Source organism: Serratia sp. Je.1.23.a, assembly GCF_051129805.1.
Taxonomy (GTDB): domain Bacteria; phylum Pseudomonadota; class Gammaproteobacteria; order Enterobacterales; family Enterobacteriaceae; genus Serratia; species Serratia liquefaciens.
The window spans coordinates 179263-198473 of the sequence record NZ_JBCPSR010000007.1; the positions used below are offsets into that span (position 1 = coordinate 179263).

14 protein-coding genes are annotated in these 19211 nt (G+C 54.8%); 11 read left to right on the forward strand and 3 right to left on the reverse strand.

The window, feature by feature from the left end:
* Positions 1 to 84: 84 nt before the first annotated feature.
* From hmsP to AAZT04_RS21420, 3 genes are all read left to right on the forward strand, one after another.
* Complete coding sequence (gene hmsP / locus AAZT04_RS21410) at positions 85 to 2091, forward strand: biofilm formation regulator HmsP (protein ID WP_116691469.1); 2007 nt, start codon at positions 85 to 87, stop codon at positions 2089 to 2091.
* 295 nt (positions 2092 to 2386) lie between these two features.
* Positions 2387 to 3676 carry a dicarboxylate/amino acid:cation symporter gene (locus AAZT04_RS21415; RefSeq protein WP_020824742.1) on the forward strand — a complete coding sequence of 430 codons (1290 nt, stop codon included), beginning with the start codon at positions 2387 to 2389 and terminating at the stop codon, positions 3674 to 3676.
* Positions 3677 to 3955: 279 nt separating this feature from the next.
* The gene (locus AAZT04_RS21420) at positions 3956 to 5449 is read left to right on the forward strand and encodes a M16 family metallopeptidase (RefSeq protein ID WP_020824743.1); all 1494 of its coding nucleotides are present in this window, start codon (positions 3956 to 3958) and stop codon (positions 5447 to 5449) included.
* A gap of 27 nt (positions 5450 to 5476) precedes the next feature.
* Here the strand turns inward: AAZT04_RS21420 and ppiC are convergent, their stop codons facing one another.
* A complete protein-coding gene (gene ppiC, locus AAZT04_RS21425) occupies positions 5477 to 5758 on the reverse strand; it encodes a peptidylprolyl isomerase PpiC (protein WP_041415145.1) in 282 nt (93 codons plus the stop codon).
* Between the two features lie 109 nt (positions 5759 to 5867).
* Between ppiC and rep the strand changes: the two genes are divergently transcribed.
* Positions 5868 to 7892, forward strand: a complete 2025-nt coding sequence (rep, locus tag AAZT04_RS21430; RefSeq protein WP_048762492.1) for a DNA helicase Rep — start codon at positions 5868 to 5870, stop codon at positions 7890 to 7892.
* A gap of 180 nt (positions 7893 to 8072) precedes the next feature.
* On the opposite strand, the gene ppx is transcribed toward rep, so the two are convergent.
* Together ppx and rhlB are read right to left on the reverse strand one after the other, a co-directional pair.
* A complete protein-coding gene (gene ppx, locus AAZT04_RS21435; protein WP_020824746.1) occupies positions 8073 to 9569 on the reverse strand; it encodes an exopolyphosphatase in 1497 nt (498 codons plus the stop codon).
* A 6-nt stretch (positions 9570 to 9575) separates the two neighbouring features.
* Positions 9576 to 10862, reverse strand: a complete 1287-nt coding sequence (gene rhlB / locus AAZT04_RS21440) for an ATP-dependent RNA helicase RhlB (RefSeq protein WP_020824747.1) — start codon at positions 10860 to 10862, stop codon at positions 9576 to 9578.
* Positions 10863 to 10979: 117 nt separating this feature from the next.
* On the opposite strand from rhlB, the gene trxA reads away from it, so the two are divergent.
* From trxA to rffG, 7 genes are all read left to right on the forward strand, one after another.
* A complete protein-coding gene (gene trxA / locus AAZT04_RS21445; RefSeq protein WP_020824748.1) occupies positions 10980 to 11306 on the forward strand; it encodes a thioredoxin TrxA in 327 nt (108 codons plus the stop codon).
* A 577-nt stretch (positions 11307 to 11883) separates the two neighbouring features.
* A complete protein-coding gene (gene rho / locus AAZT04_RS21450; protein ID WP_004950874.1) occupies positions 11884 to 13143 on the forward strand; it encodes a transcription termination factor Rho in 1260 nt (419 codons plus the stop codon).
* Between the two features lie 315 nt (positions 13144 to 13458).
* Complete coding sequence (gene wecA, locus AAZT04_RS21455; RefSeq protein ID WP_104410927.1) at positions 13459 to 14556, forward strand: UDP-N-acetylglucosamine--undecaprenyl-phosphate N-acetylglucosaminephosphotransferase; 1098 nt, start codon at positions 13459 to 13461, stop codon at positions 14554 to 14556.
* A gap of 20 nt (positions 14557 to 14576) precedes the next feature.
* Positions 14577 to 15629, forward strand: a complete 1053-nt coding sequence (gene wzzE, locus AAZT04_RS21460; RefSeq protein ID WP_046374753.1) for an ECA polysaccharide chain length modulation protein — start codon at positions 14577 to 14579, stop codon at positions 15627 to 15629.
* 84 nt (positions 15630 to 15713) lie between these two features.
* Positions 15714 to 16844, forward strand: coding sequence for a non-hydrolyzing UDP-N-acetylglucosamine 2-epimerase (gene wecB, locus AAZT04_RS21465; protein WP_046374752.1), 1131 nt, complete (start codon positions 15714 to 15716; stop codon positions 16842 to 16844).
* On the forward strand, positions 16841 to 18103 hold the full coding sequence (gene wecC, locus AAZT04_RS21470; RefSeq protein WP_048762498.1) for a UDP-N-acetyl-D-mannosamine dehydrogenase: 1263 nt from the start codon (positions 16841 to 16843) through the stop codon (positions 18101 to 18103). The genes wecB and wecC overlap by 4 nt, the downstream gene beginning before the upstream one ends.
* Entirely contained in the window at positions 18100 to 19167 is a 1068-nt protein-coding gene (rffG, locus tag AAZT04_RS21475) for a dTDP-glucose 4,6-dehydratase (protein ID WP_046374750.1), read from the forward strand. The genes wecC and rffG overlap by 4 nt, the downstream gene beginning before the upstream one ends.
* Positions 19168 to 19211: the final 44 nt, after the last annotated feature.

Below are 19211 nucleotides of genomic sequence, written 5' to 3' on the forward strand. Positions count from 1 at the left end.
ACAATCGAGTATACTCAGACCGGTTCAAGGGATGGGTATTATTCATCCCTTTTTTATTTCAGCCCGAATTAGCGGAGAGCAGGTTTGCGGGTCAGGCGCTCATTAACGATTAAACAGATGGCAACGGTGTCCGGTGTGGCGCTGGTGACGATCTGTATCTTTATCGTGATCCAGTTATTCCATTTTGTGCAGCAGCGCAGGGATGACTATGCCCAGCAACTGGAAAATATCGCTCATTCGGTACGCCAGCCGCTGGCGGAAGCCGTGCTGCGCATGGACGTGCCGGAAACGAAGAAGGTGCTGAATACGCTGTTGCCGGTGGGCATCCTGACGCGCGCGGATATCGTGCTGCCGAACGAATTTCAGGCACTGCACGCCAACTTCCCGCCGGAACGTCCGGTACCGACAATGATTGCCCGCCTGTTCGAGTTGCCGATCCAGATTTCCGTTCCCCTCTATTCGCTGGAACGCGTGCCGGCCAACCCGCAGCCATTGGCTTATCTGGTGTTGCAGGCCGATTCGTTCCGCATGTATCAATTTATTCTCAGCATGCTGTCGACCATGTTGTCGACCTATTTGCTGCTGGCCTTGATTTTGTCGGTCGCCATTAGCTGGTGTATGAACCGGCTGATGGTGCATCCGCTACGCGCGATGGCCAAAGAGCTGGAAAACATTTCCCAGGAAGAAGCGCCTTATCATCAACTGATGTTGCCGGCGCTGCACCAGGACGATGAGCTGGGCTTGCTGGTGCGTAACTACAACCGCAATCAGCAGCGGCTGGCCAAAGCCTATGCCGAACTGAGCCGCATGAGCACTCGCCATCCGGTCACTGAGTTGCCAAATCAGGCGCTGTTCACCGCGCTGCTGGAACAACACATTGCTTCCAGCCTGCGGCCCGAGCGTTTCAATCTGCTGGTAATCGGCATTGAAACGTTGCACGAGGCCTCTGGCGTACTTAATCCGACGATGCGTGAAGCGCTGTTGTTGACGCTGGCGAAGAAATTACGTGAATGCATTGATGAAAACGGCGTGCTGGCGCAGTTAAGCAATACCGAATTCGCCATTCTGGCTAAAGGCGTTGAACGGCCGTTTCATGCCATGCAGTTGGCCCGCCGCATCATGGCGCAGATCAATGCGCCGCTGAGCCTGCAGGAAATGCCGCTGCGGCCCAGCGCCAGTATCGGTATCGCCCATTATCTGAACGCAGGGGAGAGCGCGGAGCAGCTGTTGCGTAGCGCCACCTCGGCGATGATGTCGGCGCATCGCGAAGGTAAAAATCAGGTGCTGTTCTTCGAACCGAGCCTGACGGAACGCACCCAAAAGCGTCTGACGCAGGAAAGTGAGATCTTGCATGCCATTGAGCAGCGTCGTTTCACCCTGTTCCTGCAGCCGCAGATAGATATGCAGTCCAACGCGGTGATCGGCGCGGAAGCATTACTTCGTTGGCAGCAGTACGACGGCAGCTTTACCTTGCCGGCAGACGTCATTCCATTGGCTGAAGAGCTCGGGGTGATTGTGCCGCTGGGTAACTGGGTACTGGAAGAGGCTTGCCGCATCCTGGCGGATTGGCAGACTCGGGGGATCACCCTGCCGCTGGCGGTAAACGTGTCGCCAATCCAGATGCAGCATGAGAATTTTGTCCCGCATCTGAAAAGCCTGCTGGCCCAGCATCGAATTGACCCGCGCAAGCTGCTGCTGGAAATTACCGAAACGGTGCGCATTGACGACCTCGATCGTGCGTTGGCGCTGCTGCGGGAACTGCACGATCTGGGGCTTTCCATCGCGTTGGACGATTTCGGCATGGGCTATTCCAGCCTCAATTACCTCAATCGATTGAAATGCCTGCCGATAGATTTGATTAAAATCGACAAGAGCTTTATTCAGGGACTGCCGATGGACGACGCGATGGTGCGCATCGTCAGTTCGATTTCCGAGGTGCTGGCGCTGCCGGTGATGGCCGAAGGCGTCGAGAATGCCGAACAACGCGACTGGCTGCTGCAGCACGGTATTCATAGCGGTCAGGGGTTTTTGTTTGCCCGCCCGTTGCCGCGCAGCGAATTTGAAGCCGAGTTCTGCCCGCCGCCAGCCTGATTTCCCTCTTGAGCCTTTTGCGGCGGGCGGCATCCACGTTGCCCGCTGGCCCTCTGGCTTGAAATACCCCGCTTTATCTACCCCTTTTGCGTTAGTGCAAAGAAAGGGTTACATCCTTTACAGCCTTGCATTCGGGCTGGCGCGTTTCAGCTCTTAAATTCGTATCAACATGTATCTATTGGTGCAACAAATTATTTCCATGTTGTTAGGCGGGTGTTATTTTCCGCGCAAGCGATGAACAGGCGAGATAACCATAAAACCGCCTGGTGCGTGTCTTCCCCCAAAGGATGTCCATATGAAACTCACTATCTTTAAAAGCCTCTATTTTCAGGTGCTGACGGCGATTACGCTGGGTGTCCTGCTTGGCCATTTCTATCCTGACATTGGCGCACAGATGAAACCTCTGGGCGACGGATTCGTTAAGCTGATTAAAATGATCATCGCTCCGGTGATCTTCTGTACCGTGGTGACCGGCATCGCGGGCATGGAAAGCATGAAGGCCGTTGGCCGTACCGGTGCGATCGCACTGCTTTATTTTGAAATCGTCAGTACCATTGCGCTGCTGATCGGTTTGCTGATTGTCAACCTGGTACAGCCGGGTGCCGGGATGAACATCGATCCGGGTACGCTGGATGCTAAAGCGGTGGCGGTCTACGCCGAGCAGGCTCAGCAGCAGGGCATCATTCCATTCTTGCTGGATATCATTCCGGGTAGCGTCATCGGCGCCTTCGCCAGCGGTAACATCTTGCAGGTGTTGCTGTTTGCCGTGCTGTTCGGCTTCGCCCTGCACCGCCTGGGTGAGAAAGGCCAGTTAATCTTCAACGTGATCGACAGTTTCTCCCGCGTGATTTTCGGCATTATCAATATGATTATGCGTCTGGCACCGCTGGGGGCCTTCGGGGCGATGGCATTCACCATCGGTAAATATGGCGTGGGCACGCTGCTGCAGCTTGGCCAGTTGATCGCCTGCTTCTATATCACCTGCGTTCTGTTCGTGGTGGTGGTGCTGGGCTCCATTGCACGTGCCAACGGCTTCAGCATTTTCAAATTCGTTCGCTATATAAAAGAAGAGCTGCTGATCGTGCTCGGGACCTCTTCTTCCGAGTCGGTGTTGCCGCGCATGCTCGACAAAATGGAGAAACTGGGTTGTAAGAAATCGGTGGTGGGCCTGGTTATTCCTACCGGCTACTCCTTTAACCTGGACGGCACATCGATTTACCTGACAATGGCGGCGGTGTTTATCGCGCAGGCGACCAACACCCATATGGATATCGTGCATCAGGTGACGTTGCTGGTGGTGCTGTTGCTGTCTTCGAAAGGGGCTGCGGGCGTGACCGGCAGCGGCTTTATCGTGCTGGCGGCGACCATTTCTGCCGTGGGCCACCTGCCGCTGGCCGGTCTGGCGCTGATTCTGGGCATTGACCGCTTCATGTCTGAAGCCCGCGCCCTGACCAACCTGGTCGGTAACGGTGTGGCTACGGTGGTAGTGGCTAAATGGTGTAAACAGCTGGACGAAAAACAGCTGCAAGACACCCTGTCCAACAAGCCGGGTGCAGGTGCCGACAAAACGCTGCCTTCAGCCTGATTTAATCCTCAAATCACCGGTTGCAGCCGCAGCCGGTGACGTTTTATCCCCCCGCGTAATGATTTCTTGCATTTAAAAACCGGTTATCCATTATTTTTCACCCTAATGAGTGACATCCGCAAAGGCGCGCGGTCTAACTCGATGGTACACTTTCTGCTTTCCGCCCCACCGTGAAACTCAGGGCGTTTTTATAGGCTGTGCGTTATGGCCTAATATTCCGGCGAATGGAATATCCGCATTTGCATAAAGAAATTGGATAGTCATTAAGTAGGGGTTCACATGCAGGGCACCAGAATTCATCTCATCGTAGGTGGGCTGCTGTTGGCTGCAGCCAACAGCAGCGTGCAGGCCGAAGCACTGCAACCCGATCCTGCCTGGCAGCAGGGGGCACTGGCCAACGGGTTTTCATGGCAGATACTGGATACACCGCAGCGGCCGAGCGATCGTGTAGAGCTGCGGTTAATGGTTAATACCGGCTCGCTGGTCGAGTCCTCACAGCAGATCGGCTTTGCCCATCTGCTGCCGCGCCTGTCTTTAGCGCGCAGCGAAAGCTTTACGCCACCGCAGTTGCGTTCACTGTGGCAGCAGAGCGTGGATCCTGAGCGGCCTTTGCCGCCGGCCATCAGTTCTTACGATTTCACCATGTATAATCTCAGCTTGCCGAATAACCGCCCAGACTTGCTGAAAGAAGCGCTGGCGTGGCTTTCCGATACCACCGGCAAACTGGCGATCGACGAGCATACCGTGCATGCGGTAATAAACTCCAATGTCGATCCGGTGGGCACTTTCCCGCCGAACCCGAAAGATGCCTGGTGGCGATACCGCCTGAAAGGCTCGACGCTGTTGGCGCACGATCCGGCCCAGCCACCGAAGCGACCGGTGAATGTCGATCAACTGAAAAAATTCTACCAGCAGTGGTATACCCCGGACGCCATGACGCTGTACGTGGTGGGCAAGGTAGACAGCCGCAGCCTGGGCGAACAAATCAACAAGGCCTTCTCGCCGTTGAAGGGCAAGCGTGAAACGCCGGCCACCATGCCGACGCTGACGCCGCTGCCACCGCAGCCGGTCAGCCTGATCAGCGAGCAGGTCAAGCAGGATACGCTGTCGATCATGTGGGATGCGCCATGGCATCCGATCCGCGATTCGCAGAATTTGAGCCGCTACTGGCGTGGTGATATGGCCCGCGAGGCGCTGTTCTGGCATCTCCAGCAGGTGCTGGAAAAGAGTGACCAGAAAAACCTGCATCTGGGCTTTGATTGCCGCGTGCAATACCAGCGTGCCCAGTGCGCAATTCATCTCGACACGCCGAATAACAACCTGAACAACAGCCTGGGCTTTATCGCTCGCGAATTGGCTAATGTGCGTAACAACGGGCTGTCGCAGGATGAGTTTAACGCCCTGCTGGCGCAGAAAACCGATCAGTTGAGCAAGTTGTTCGCAACCTATGCCCGCACCGATACGGACGTGCTGATGAGCCAACGCCTGCGTTCACAGCAGAGCGGCGTCGTAGATATCGCACCGGAGCAGTATCAGAAACTGCGCCAGGAGTTCTTGAGCGGATTGACGCTGGAAGCGCTGAATCAGGAGCTGAAACTTCAGCTTTCTCAGGATGCGACGCTGGTGTTGATGCAACCGAAGGGCGAACCGGAAATGAGCATGAAGCAGTTACAGGAAACCTATAACGGCATTATGTCTCCGGCTCCGGCCGTGGTGTCGGAGGAGGTCAAACCGGCCGATACCGCACCGGCCCCGGAAACCAGCGCACAATAACGGCTGAGGGGGCGTTTGCCCCCTCACTCAGTTGCGGTACAGCACCTTGATGATGTGGTAGCCGAACTGGGTTTTCACCGGGCCGTAGGGCTTCAGCAGCGGAATGCTGAACACCGCTTTATCGAAGGCCGCCACCATGGTGCCCTTGTTGAATTCGCCCAACGAGCCGCCGTTGCGCTTTGACGGGCAAGTTGAGTATTTGCGCGCCAGCGTGTCAAAACTGACGCCGCGTTTAAGCTTGGCCAGCAGTTCTTCAGCCAGTTTTTCGTTATCTACCAGAATGTGCAGGGCGCACGCCGTCTTTGCCATGGTATTGCCTTTATCGATACAGAAATTGCGCTGATTATACCCGTTAAATCTCATCGGCGCTTTCTGCTACAATCCCCTTCCACGTTATAAAGTCGAGCAATAAAGCGCCATGCGATTAAACCCCAGCCAACAACAAGCCGTCGAATTCGTTACCGGGCCCTGCCTGGTGCTGGCCGGTGCAGGTTCCGGCAAGACGCGCGTCATCACCAACAAGATTGCTCACCTGATCCATAATTGTGGCTATCAGGCGCGGCACATCGCCGCTGTGACCTTTACCAATAAGGCCGCGCGTGAGATGAAAGAACGTGTGGCGCAAACCATGGGGCGCAAAGAGGCGCGCGGTTTGATGATTTCTACGTTCCACACCCTGGGGCTGGAAATCATCAAGCGGGAATATGCCGCGCTGGAGATGAAATCCAACTTCTCGCTGTTCGACGATCAGGACCAGTTGGCGCTGCTGAAAGAGCTGACCGAAAAATGGCTGGAGAATGACAAGACGCTGGTGGCGCAGCTGATTTCCACCATCTCCAATTGGAAGAATGATCTGGTCGATCCCAAGAAGGCGATGGAGCTGGCGCGCTCTGAACGCGACAAGCTGTTCGCGCATTGCTACGGTCTGTATCACGCACACATGCGTGCCTGTAACGTATTGGATTTCGACGATTTAATTCTGTTACCGACCCTGCTGTTGCAGCGCAATGAAGAGGTGCGCGAGCGTTGGCAGAACCGAATCCGCTACCTGTTGGTGGACGAATATCAGGACACCAACACCAGCCAATACGAGCTGGTAAAACTGTTGGTGGGTAACCGTGCGCGTTTCACCGTAGTGGGGGATGACGATCAGTCAATCTACTCCTGGCGCGGTGCGCGCCCGCAGAACCTGGTGCTGTTGAAGGAAGACTTCCCGGCGCTGCAGGTGATCAAGCTGGAGCAGAACTACCGTTCGAGCGAGCGAATTCTGAAGGCGGCGAACATTCTGATCGCCAATAACCCGCACGTATTTGAAAAACGGCTGTTTTCCGAACTGGGTTACGGCGAAGAGCTGAAGGTGGTGACCGCCAATAATGAGGATCACGAGGCCGAGCGCGTAGTGGGTGAACTGATAGCTCACCATTTCGTGAAGAAAACCAACTACGGCGATTATGCGATCCTCTATCGTGGCAACCATCAGTCGCGGCTGTTTGAAAAAATGCTGATGCAGAACCGCATTCCCTACAAGATCTCCGGTGGCACCTCGTTTTTCTCGCGGCCGGAAATCAAGGATCTGCTGGCCTACCTGCGCGTCCTGACCAATCAGGATGATGACAGCGCCTTCCTGCGTATCGTCAATACGCCAAAACGCGAGATTGGCCCGGCGACGTTGCAAAAGCTGGGTGAATGGGCAAACCAACGCAATAAAAGCCTGTTCCGTGCCAGTTTTGATCTTGGATTGAGCCAGCACCTGACCGGACGCGGGCTGGAGTCTTTGCAACGCTTCACTCACTGGCTGGACGGTATCGCCCAACTGGCGGAGCGCGAGCCGGTGGCTGCGGTGCGTGACCTGATCCACGGTGTAGATTACGAGAGCTGGCTGTTCGAAACCTCTCCCAGCCCGAAAGCCGCCGAAATGCGCATGAAAAACGTCAATACGCTGTTCGGCTGGATGACGGAAATGCTGGAAGGCAGCGAGCTGGATGAGCCGATGACGCTGACCCAGGTGGTGACGCGCTTTACCCTGCGCGACATGATGGAACGCGGTGAAAGCGATGAAGAGCTGGATCAGGTGCAACTGATGACGCTGCATGCCTCCAAAGGGTTGGAGTTCCCCTATGTGTTTCTGGTGGGGATGGAGGAAGGGTTATTGCCGCATCAGAGTAGCATTGACGAAGATAACGTTGATGAAGAGCGACGCTTGGCCTACGTAGGCATCACTCGCGCCCAAAAGGAGCTGATTTTCACTCTGTGCCGCGAGCGTCGTCAATATGGCGAGTTGGTTCGCCCGGAGCCGAGCCGTTTCTTGTTGGAACTGCCGCAGGATGACCTGGCGTGGGAAAGTGAGCGCAAAGTGGTCAGTCCGCAGGAAAGGATGCAAAAAGGGCAGAGCCATCTGGCCAATATTCGTGCTCAGTTGGCCAAGGCCAAGGGCGGAAACTAGAAGAAAGGGCGCGGTTAGCGCCCTCAGATGGCTGACAAAGTCCTTTGCAGTTAAACGTCCTGATCTTGGGGCTAATAAAAACAAAGGATTATGTCTTCTGATTTATCCCCAAACATCCGAAAACCACGTTTTTCGGGTGTTTGTCATCAGACTAAGGGCGCGGTTAGCGCCCTTGTCATTTTAACGTTGTTCTTCCAGTATCAGCGGCCAGTGAACGTAACTTTGCCAATGGCTTTCCTGCTCCAGCGCTTCTGCCCGTAACGGGTGCTGCTCCAGCCAGCCAGGCGGCAGGATCACCGTCAGCTCGTCATCATGATTGGCGCGCAGACGCACCGCAGGCAGCGTGTCGTCGCGGCGACGGCTGGCAAAGATGATCGCCAGGCGTAAAATCCGGCATAAACGTTGCGCCGTACGTGGCGGCAGGGCGTTTTGCTGGCTCAGCAGTGGCAAGTCGAGGGTGTTGCTCTGGTTTTGCAGCAGGGTGGCTAACAGTTTTTTCTGTGCCGGGGTGAAACCGGGTAAATCCAGATGGCGAATCAGGTAAGCGGCGTGTTGCGGCGCCTGCTTGAAATCAACGCTGAGGCCGATTTCGTGGATCAGACAGGCGCTGTGCAATAACTCGCGACATCGTGCGTCCAACTGCCATTCATTGCTCACCTGCTGCGAGAAATTGGCGGCCAGTTGGCTGACGCGCTCGGCCTGTTCAGTATCCAACAGATAACGCCGTTGCAGGTTGCGAATGGTGCGACTGCGGATATCCTGTTCGACCGGCAAATGCAGCATGCCGTAAACCAGACCTTCGCGTAGCGCACCGCCGGCCAACATCATGCTTTCAATGCCCAACTCCTGGAAGATCGCCAGCAGAATGGACAGCCCGCTTGGGAATACCAAGGCGCGCTCCAGCGTTAGCCCTTCAATTTCCAGTTCTTCCAGCTTGCCGCACTGAATGGCGCGCTGTTTCAATTGGCGCAGCTTGGACAGGGTGATGCGTTCATCCATGCCCTGCGCCACCATGATTTCCTGCAGCGCCTGGACGGTGCCGGAAGCGCCGACGCAGATTTGCCAGCCGTGCTGACGCAGCTGCGGTGCTATCGGGCGCACCATTTCACGCGCAGCCTGTTCGGCCCGCTCGAAGTTTTCCTGCCCCAGATTACGATCGGTGAAGAACCGTTCCAGCCAGGTGACGCAGCCCATCGACAGGCTATACAACTGAGCGGCCTGCGCACCGGTCCCCGTGACCAGCTCTGTGCTGCCGCCGCCGATATCGACCACCAAACGTTGGTCCGGACCGCCGGTGGTATGGGCTACACCGTGGTAAATCAGGCGCGCTTCTTCCTCGCCGCTGATCACCTGGATCGGGCATCCGAGAATCTGCTCGGCGGTCTGCAGGAATTCATCGGCATTGGACGCCAGCCGCAGCGTGGCCGTGGCGACCACGCGAATTTGCTCGCGAGGGATGTCCTGCAGGCGTTCGGCGAACAGCTTCAGGCATTGCCATCCGCGTTGCATGGCCTCATGCGACAGAAGGTTGTTCTGATCCAGTCCGGCCGCCAGACGCACTTTGCGCTTGATGCGCGCCAGGGTCTGAATACTGCCGGCCACCTCGCGCACCACCAACATGTGGAAGCTGTTGGAGCCGAGATCGATAGCGGCATAAAGTGCGCTGGAACTGAGCATTGTCTATCAGCCTGAACGTTTACGGTTGTTGCGCGGCGCACCGCCACGACGTGGCGCTGAGTTACGACGCGGACCGTTGCCGCCGCGTGGGCGAGCCAGGCGTTTCGGCGCAGGCAGGTCAGTCAGTAACGCATCGCTGTTGTACTTGCTCACCGGAATGCTGTGGCCGGTATAGGTTTCGATCGCCGGCAGGTTGAGCGCGTACTCTTCACAGGCCAGGCTGATGGAATGACCACTTTCGCCAGCACGGCCGGTACGACCGATACGGTGGACGTAGTCTTCGCAGTCGTCAGGCAAGTCGTAGTTGAATACGTGCGTCACCAACGGGATGTGCAGACCGCGAGCGGCGACGTCGGTGGCGACCAGAATATCCAGGTTGCCCTTGGTGAAATCGTCGAGAATGCGCAGGCGTTTTTTCTGCGCCACATCGCCGGTCAACAGGCCTACGCGGTGACCATCGGCGGCCAGGTGGCCCCAGACGTCTTCACAGCGGTGCTTGGTGTTGGCGAAGATGATGCAGCGGTCTGGCCACTCTTCTTCGATCAACGTCTGCAGCAGACGCATCTTTTCTTCGTTAGAAGGGTAGAACAGCTCTTCTTTAATGCGGTGGCCGGTTTTTTGTTCCGGTTCCACTTCGACATATTCAGCGTTGTTCATCTGCTCGAAAGCCAGTTCGCGTACGCGATAGGACAGGGTGGCAGAGAACAGCATGTTCAGGCGTTGATCGACCGCTGGCATGCGGCGGAACAACCAGCGAATGTCTTTGATAAAGCCCAGATCGTACATACGGTCGGCTTCATCCAGCACCACGACCTGGATTGCGCCCAGATCGATATAGTTCTGTTTGGCGTAATCGATCAAACGACCGGTAGTACCGACCAGGATATCCACGCCGCTTTCCAGCACTTTCAGCTGTTTGTCGTAGCCGTCGCCGCCATACGCCAGGCCAAGTTTTAGGCCGGTGGATTGGGACAGGGCTTCCGCGTCGGAGTGGATCTGTACCGCCAGTTCACGCGTTGGCGCCATGATCAAGGCGCGCGGCTGGTTGGTCTGGCGATCCTGTTTCGCCGGGTGAGAAAGCAAATAGTGAAAAGTAGACGCTAAAAATGCCAGCGTCTTTCCGGTACCGGTTTGCGCCTGACCTGCAACGTCACGCCCGGAGAGCGTGAGCGGCAATGCTAACGCCTGGATAGGCGTGCAATGTTGAAACCCTTTCTTTTCAAGGGCTTCAAGGACTAACGGGTGCAGGGCGAAGTCGGAAAACTTCTGTTCGGTCAAGTGTGTTTTGCTCATAGTGTGGTAGAATATCAGCTAACTATTGCTTTACGAAAGCGTATCCGGTGAAATAAAGTCACCTTAGGTTGGTTAATGCTACACCAACAAGGTAGACACAATCCTTTGGAGTAGAACATGAGCGATAAAATTATTCACCTGACTGACGGCAGCTTCGAAAACGACGTGCTGAAAGCTGAAGGGCCAATCCTGGTCGATTTCTGGGCTGAATGGTGTGGACCGTGCAAGATGATTGCTCCGATTCTGGATGAGATTGCCGAGGAGTTCGAAGGCAAGCTGACCATCACCAAGCTGAATATCGACCAAAACCCGGCAACCGCACCTAAGTACGGTATCCGTGGTATCCCTACGCTGTTGTTGTTCAAGAACGGTGAAGTGGCCGCGACCAAGGTTGGTGCGCTGTCCAAAGGCCAGCTCAAAGATTTCCTTAACGCGAATCTGTAATCGGGCGGGATGCCCTATGCCCAAGGGGTCTGACGTTGCGGTCAAAAAGCCGCGAAGTGAGAGACTACGGGGATATACAGGCGTCTAGCGGGGATGTTCAATTCACCGCTAGACGCCTGCCAAGAAGCGTGTTAAGTTTAACCATACTGCATATAGAACTTGCCCGAAGTTTTAAATCTAAAGAGTCTAAATCTAAAGCTTTACTCTGTGTTGAACCGCTGGCGTTGAAAGAAAAAATGAACTCAGCCCGTGTTTTAACAATCAAACGGTTTTGCAAAATCAATTTTAAGGTACCTTCGATCTTAAACCGTCAATGCGCGCGTCCTCTGTAAGCCATTTCTTACCGTGACGGCTCAGCGCCCGGCGATCGAACGTCCAGTAAACAGGCACGAATATCCAAAGGATTTCAAGGTGTGGCCCGTCGGCAACCGAACGAATCTCTGCAGCTTAGTCCGCTAAGTGACGGGGTAAGCAAGGAAGGCCAAGGCAACCACCAGAAAGACGAAAGATATATCCCGCTGCCATACCATTCACGATACAAGTTCGAGACATACCCCGAGTTTAAGAACCCACCACTATGAATCTTACCGAATTAAAGAATACGCCGGTTTCTGAGCTGATTACTCTCGGCGAAAATATGGGGCTGGAAAACCTTGCCCGCATGCGCAAGCAGGACATTATCTTCTCTATCCTTAAGCAGCATGCGAAAAGTGGAGAAGATATCTTCGGCGATGGCGTGTTGGAGATATTGCAGGATGGATTTGGTTTCCTCCGCTCTGGAGACAGTTCCTACCTTGCAGGCCCCGACGACATCTACGTATCCCCTAGCCAAATCCGCCGTTTTAACCTCCGTACAGGTGACTCCGTTTCCGGTAAGATTCGTCCGCCAAAAGAAGGCGAGCGCTACTTTGCCCTGTTGAAAGTTAACGAAGTTAACTACGACAAACCGGAAAACGCCCGCAGCAAGATCCTGTTCGAGAACTTAACCCCACTGCATGCCAACTCCCGTCTGCGGATGGAACGCGGTAACGGTTCAACCGAAGACCTGACGGCTCGTGTGCTGGATCTGGCCTCGCCGATTGGCCGTGGTCAGCGTGGTCTGATTGTTGCTCCGCCGAAAGCCGGTAAAACCATGCTGCTGCAGAACATTGCACAAAGCATCGCTTACAACCATCCAGACTGTGTGTTGATGGTTCTGCTGATTGACGAACGTCCGGAAGAAGTTACCGAGATGCAGCGTCTGGTGAAGGGCGAAGTTATCGCTTCTACCTTTGACGAGCCGGCTTCCCGCCACGTCCAGGTTGCAGAAATGGTGATCGAGAAGGCCAAGCGCCTGGTTGAGCACAAGAAAGACGTTATCATCTTGCTCGACTCCATCACCCGTCTGGCGCGTGCCTACAACACCGTGGTACCGGCTTCCGGTAAAGTGTTGACCGGTGGTGTGGATGCTAACGCCCTGCATCGTCCCAAGCGTTTCTTCGGTGCGGCACGTAACGTTGAGGAAGGCGGCAGCCTGACCATCATCGCTACCGCGCTGGTCGACACCGGGTCGAAAATGGACGAGGTTATCTACGAAGAGTTTAAAGGTACCGGCAACATGGAATTGCATCTGGCGCGTAAAATCGCTGAGAAGCGCGTATTCCCTGCGATTGACTACAACCGCTCCGGTACCCGTAAAGAAGAATTACTCACCACGTCTGAAGAACTGCAGAAAATGTGGATCCTGCGTAAAATTATTCACCCAATGGGCGAAATTGACGCAATGGAATTCCTCATTAACAAGTTGGCCATGACCAAAACCAACGATGAATTCTTCGATATGATGAAGCGCTCATAAATGACGATGCGCTCATAATTGAGTAAAAAATTCAGAGAACGCCACGCCTAGTCGTGGCGTTTTTTGCTTTTGGCAGATACGATAAGTAACAGAAATGGAAACGTAAGTTATTTTCATGGCTTACTGAGAATTCATCTTATTTGCGGTCGGCGTTTCGTCGTTCGCGTATAGCTACTGTTTAAACGGCAGACAGAAGCGTGGAAATAAGAATGAATGGCTGTTGTCATAGGAAATGACTGAAAGGTAGCGGGACCTCATGGCGCGACCTGTCGCCCGTGTTAAGCTGCCTTATCATCTACAGAGATCTTATTAACTGTGAACTTACTCACTATGAGTACTGAAATTCTATTTGTTTTCCTGTTTTCCTTGGCTTTTCTCTTTGTTGCTCGTAAAGCAGCAAAACGTATTGGTCTGGTTGATAAACCTAATTACCGTAAACGTCATCAGGGGTTGATCCCGCTTGTCGGTGGTATTTCTGTTTACGCCGGGTTGTGCTTTGCTTTCCTGATCTCTGATCAAACGATTGCATACGGAAAACTCTACCTCGCTTGTGCGGGGGTATTGGTGTTTGTCGGTGCTCTTGACGATCGTTTCGATATCAGCGTTAAAATTCGTGCGTTGGTTCAAGCTCTGGTTGGCGTCGCGATGATGGTGTTCGCCGGGCTCTACCTGCGCAGTTTTGGTCATGTGCTGGGCGACTGGGAAATGCAGTTAGGTCCGTTCGGCTATCTGATTACGCTGTTCGCCGTTTGGGCGGCAATCAACGCTTTTAATATGGTGGACGGCATCGATGGCCTGCTGGGTGGGCTCTCGTGTGTTTCTTTCGGTGCGCTGGGCGTGCTGCTGTACCTGAGCGGCCACTCCGATTTGGCCTTCTGGTGTTTCGCGATGATTGCCGCTATCGTTCCTTATATCCTGCTTAACCTCGGCATTCTTGGCCGACGTTATAAGGTGTTTATGGGGGATGCTGGCAGTACGCTGATTGGTTTCACTGCCATATGGTTGCTGTTGCAAAGTTCGCAAGGTAAAGCCCATTCCATCAATCCTGTTACCGCCCTGTGGATTATCGCTATTCCATTGATGGACATGATTGCGATCATGTATCGTCGCTTACGTAAAGGGATGAGCCCCTTCTCCCCAGACCGCCAACACATTCACCACCTGATTATGCGAGCAGGCTTCACGCCGCGGCAGGCTTTCGTGCTGATTACCCTGGCAGCGGCGCTGCTGGCGGCTGTCGGCGTGCTCGGCGAACGTCTTACTTTTATTCCAGAATGGGTGATGTTGGCATTATTCTTGCTTGCCTTCTTCTTGTACGGTTACTGCATTAAGCGCGCCTGGCGTGTTGCTCGTTACATTAAGCGTATCAAACGGCGCCTGCGGCGTTCGAATGACAATAAGCAAGAATCCTAACCAGAGGCTTTTGGGCAGTGATGAATCCAGAAACAACGTCTGACAAGACTATCCCGGCAGTGGATAACGAACTCGATATTCGCGGCCTGTGCCGTACCCTGTGGCGCGGTAAGTCATGGATTATTGGTATTGCGGCGCTATTCGCCGTGATTGCACTGGTGGTGTCCTACCTGGTGAAACAGGAGTGGAGTGCGGCAGCGATTACCGATCGGCCAACGGTGAATGCGTTGGGAGGATATTATTCCCAGCAACAATTCTTGCGTAACCTGGATGTGCGTACTCTGCCGGCGGCGGCTACCGAACAACCGGGCATTGCTGACGAAGCCTATAATGAATTTATTATGCAACTGGCAGCCTACGATACGCGCCGTGATTTCTGGCTGCAGAGCGATTATTACAAGCAGCGCCAGGAAGGCGATGCAGGTGCCGATGCGGCCTTGCTCGACGAACTCATTAACAACATCCAGTTCACGCCGCGTGACGACAAAAAAGTGCCGAATGACGGCGTGAAGCTGACTGCGGAAACGGCAGTGGATGCCAATCGCTTGCTGCGTCAGTACGTAGCATTTGCCAGCCACCGTGCGGCTCAGCATTTAAACGAAGAAATTCAGGGCGCCTGGGCGGCTCGAACCACCTCGATGAAGGCGCAGGTCAAGCGTCAGGAAGCGGTAGCGGAGGCCGTGTATAAACGTGAGCTGAACACCATCCAGCAGGCGTTGAAAATTGCCGAAACGCAGGGCATCAGCCGGACCCAAACCGATACGCCGGCAGAGCAACTGCCAGACTCCGATTTGTTCCTGCTGGGCAAACCGATGCTGCAGGCGCGTCTGGAGGGATTGCAGGCTTCGGGGCCAACCTTTGATCTGGATTATGACCAAAATCGCGCGATGTTGGCGACGTTGAACGTTGGCCCAACGCTGGACGAGAAATTCCAGACTTACCGCTATTTACGGACTCCGGAAGAGCCGGTTAAGCGTGATAGCCCGCGGCGGGTATTCTGGTTGATCATGTGGGGCGCGATGGGCGCTTTGGTTGGCGCAGGTGTTGCTCTGGTGCGTCGGCCGCGTAATTAAAAATAATATAATAATTCGCTGATGGGCGTGTAAGCGCCCAATTCGCAGGTTCGCCTGCGGTTAACCGACCAAAAGAGATTCGCTGTGAAAGTGTTGACAGTTTTCGGCACCAGGCCTGAAGCCATCAAAATGGCACCGCTGGTACATGCCCTGGCTCAGGATGAAGCCTTTGAATCAAGAGTCTGCGTGACTGCACAGCATCGTGAGATGTTGGATCAGGTATTGCGTTTATTTGAGATAGTACCTGATTACGATCTTAACATCATGAAACCCGGTCAGGGATTGAGTGAGATCACCTGCCGTATCCTCGAAGGCCTGAAAAGCGTTCTCGAGGAGTTCAAACCGGATGTGGTGTTGGTTCACGGTGATACCACAACCACGCTGGCGACCAGCTTAGCAGCGTTTTATCAGCGAATCCCCGTTGGGCATGTAGAGGCGGGCCTGCGTACTGGCGACCTTTACTCCCCATGGCCGGAAGAGGCCAACCGCAAGCTCACCGGCCACCTGGCGATGTACCATTTTGCCCCGACGGAAAATTCGCGACAGAACCTGTTGCGCGAACTGTTGCCGGACGATCATATCTTCGTCACTGGCAATACGGTGATCGACGCACTGTTCTGGGTGCGCGATCGGGTAATGGGCGACGCTGCTTTGCACGACAGCTTGGTACAACGTTACCCGTTCCTGGATGCCGATAAAAAGCTGATTCTGGTGACAGGCCATCGACGTGAAAGTTTTGGCGGCGGTTTTGAGCGAATTTGCAGCGCGTTGGCCGAGATTGCCCGCACTCACCCAGAGGTACAGGTGGTCTATCCGGTGCACCTTAATCCCAACGTCAGCGAGCCGGTCAACCGCATTCTGAAAGGGATTGATAATATCATCCTGATAGATCCGCAGGATTATTTACCCTTTGTCTATCTGATGGCCAAGTCTTATATGATCCTGACCGACTCAGGCGGTATTCAGGAAGAGGCGCCATCATTGGGTAAGCCGGTGCTGGTGATGCGCGACACTACCGAGCGACCGGAAGCGGTGGATTCGGGCACGGTGCGTCTGGTAGGCACCGACGTAGCCAAAATTGTTGATGCGGTTAACCGGTTACTGACGGATGAAAATGAATATCACGCCATGAGCCGGGCGCATAACCCTTACGGTGACGGGCATGCCTGCCAGCGTATTCTAGAAGCTTTGAAGAATCATCAGGTGACACTATGAATTTTAACACTATTTCGGTTATCGGCCTGGGTTATATCGGTCTGCCAACGGCGGCGGCGTTTGCCTCCCGCAAGAAAAAAGTGGTGGGCGTAGATGTTAACCAACATGCGGTGGATACCATTAACCGTGGCGCGATCCATATCGTTGAACCCGACCTGGATAAAGTGGTGAAAGACGCGGTCGACGGCGGCTATCTGCAGGCGGTGACCAAACCTCTGGCTGCAGATGCTTTCCTGATTGCGGTACCGACGCCGTTTAAAGGCGACCATGAGCCGGATCTGGCGTATGTCGAAGCCGCCGCCAAATCATTGGCGCCGGTGCTGAAAAAAGGCGATCTGGTGATCCTTGAGTCCACCTCGCCGGTGGGCGCGACCGAACAGATGGCGCAGTGGCTGGCAGAAGCGCGTAGCGATCTCAGTTTCCCGCAGCAGGCCGGTGAGGCCGCTGATGTGAACATTGCCTACTGTCCGGAGCGCGTGCTGCCGGGGCAGGTGATGGTTGAGCTGATTCAAAACGACCGGGTGATTGGCGGTATGACGCCAAAATGCTCGGAGCGCGCCAGCGAGCTGTACAAGATTTTCCTTGAGGGCGAGTGTGTGATTACCAATTCACGCACCGCTGAGATGTGCAAGCTGACCGAAAACAGTTTCCGCGATGTGAATATCGCCTTTGCCAATGAGCTGTCGTTGATTTGTGCCGATCAGGGCATCAATGTCTGGGAGCTTATTCGCCTGGCGAATCGCCATCCGCGGGTCAATATTTTGCAGCCTGGCCCTGGCGTAGGTGGCCACTGCATCGCGGTTGACCCTTGGTTTATCGTCTCGCAGAATCCGCAGCAGGCGCGTTTGATTCATACCGCGCGCCTGGTGAATGACGGGAAACCGCTGTGGGTGGTTGATCGCGTGAAAGCGGCGGTTGCCGACTGTCTGGCAGCAACCGATAAGCGTGCGTCGGAAGTGAAAATTGCCTGCTTCGGCCTGGCTTTCAAGCCGAATATCGACGACCTGCGCGAAAGCCCAGCGGTAGAAGTGGCGCATCTGATTGCCGATTGGCACGTGGGTGAAACTCTGGTGGTGGAGCCGAACGTCGAGCAACTGCCGAAATCGCTGGCGGGCCATGTAACGCTGAAAGCGATGGCCGACGCGTTGCAGCAGGCAGATGTGATCGTGATGCTGGTCGATCATAAACAATTCAAGGCAATCAGGCCGGAAGAGATCACGCAATCTTGGGTAGTTGATACCAAAGGGGTGTGGCGTTGAAACGTATTTTAGTCACTGGAGGCGCCGGTTTTATCGGTTCTGCGGTAGTCAGGCATATTATTGAAGCTACGCAGGACAGCGTAGTGGTGGTGGATAAGCTGACTTACGCGGGCAACCTGGAGTCGCTTGCGGTGATTGCTGATAGCGAACGTTATGCGTTTGAACAGGTGGATATCTGCGATCGTGTGGCGTTGGATCGGGTGTTTGCCCAATATCAGCCGGATGTGGTCATGCACCTGGCGGCGGAAAGCCATGTCGACCGTTCGATAGATGGCCCGGCGGCCTTTATCGAGACCAACGTGGTGGGAACCTATACCCTGTTGGAGGCGGCCCGCCATTATTGGCAACCGCTGGAGGCGGACAAGAAGCAGAGCTTCCGTTTCCACCATATCTCCACCGACGAGGTGTATGGCGACCTACACGGCACGGACGATCTGTTCACCGAAACCACGCCTTACTCGCCAAGCAGCCCGTATTCGGCCTCCAAGGCATCCAGCGATCATTTGGTCCGTGCCTGGCTGCGGACCTATGGCTTGCCGACCCTGGTCACCAACTGCTCCAATAACTACGGCCCATACCACTTCCCGGAGAAACTGATCCCGTTAGTGATACTCAATGCCGTTGCCGGTAAACCTTTGCCGGTGTATGGCAACGGCGCGCAGGTGCGTGACTGGCTGTATGTCGAAGATCATGCGCGTGCTCTGTATCAGGTGGTTACCGAAGGTGTGGTAGGGGAAACCTACAATATCGGTGGCCACAACGAACGCAAAAATATTGAAGTGGTGCATACCATTTGCGATCTGCTGGAGGAGTTGGCGCCGAACAAACCGCAGGGCGTGGAGAAATACCGCGATCTGATCACTTACGTCAAGGATCGCCCGGGCCATGATATGCGCTATGCGATCGACGCCGGCAAAATTGACCGGGAGCTGGGCTGGCACCCACAAGAAACCTTTGAAAGCGGCATTCGCAAAACGGTTTCCTGGTACCTGAACAATGAAACCTGGTGGCGTCGCGTTCAGGATGGTTCCTATGCGGGTGAGCGTTTAGGTTTATCCGACTAAGTTTACCCGGGCTGCCTGAGTGGTGGCCCAGTGGATTCTGGAGT

Coding starts and splice junctions, on each gene's coding strand:
- AAZT04_RS21415 (WP_020824742.1), top strand. CDS start 2,387: ATGAAACTCACTATCTTTAAAAGCCTCTATTTTCAGGTGCTGACGGCG.
- AAZT04_RS21420 (WP_020824743.1), top strand. CDS start 3,956: ATGCAGGGCACCAGAATTCATCTCATCGTAGGTGGGCTGCTGTTGGCT.
- ppiC (WP_041415145.1), bottom strand. CDS start 5,758: ATGGCAAAGACGGCGTGCGCCCTGCACATTCTGGTAGATAACGAAAAA.
- rep (WP_048762492.1), top strand. CDS start 5,868: ATGCGATTAAACCCCAGCCAACAACAAGCCGTCGAATTCGTTACCGGG.
- ppx (WP_020824746.1), bottom strand. CDS start 9,569: ATGCTCAGTTCCAGCGCACTTTATGCCGCTATCGATCTCGGCTCCAAC.
- rhlB (WP_020824747.1), bottom strand. CDS start 10,862: ATGAGCAAAACACACTTGACCGAACAGAAGTTTTCCGACTTCGCCCTG.
- trxA (WP_020824748.1), top strand. CDS start 10,980: ATGAGCGATAAAATTATTCACCTGACTGACGGCAGCTTCGAAAACGAC.
- rho (WP_004950874.1), top strand. CDS start 11,884: ATGAATCTTACCGAATTAAAGAATACGCCGGTTTCTGAGCTGATTACT.
- wzzE (WP_046374753.1), top strand. CDS start 14,577: ATGAATCCAGAAACAACGTCTGACAAGACTATCCCGGCAGTGGATAAC.
- wecC (WP_048762498.1), top strand. CDS start 16,841: ATGAATTTTAACACTATTTCGGTTATCGGCCTGGGTTATATCGGTCTG.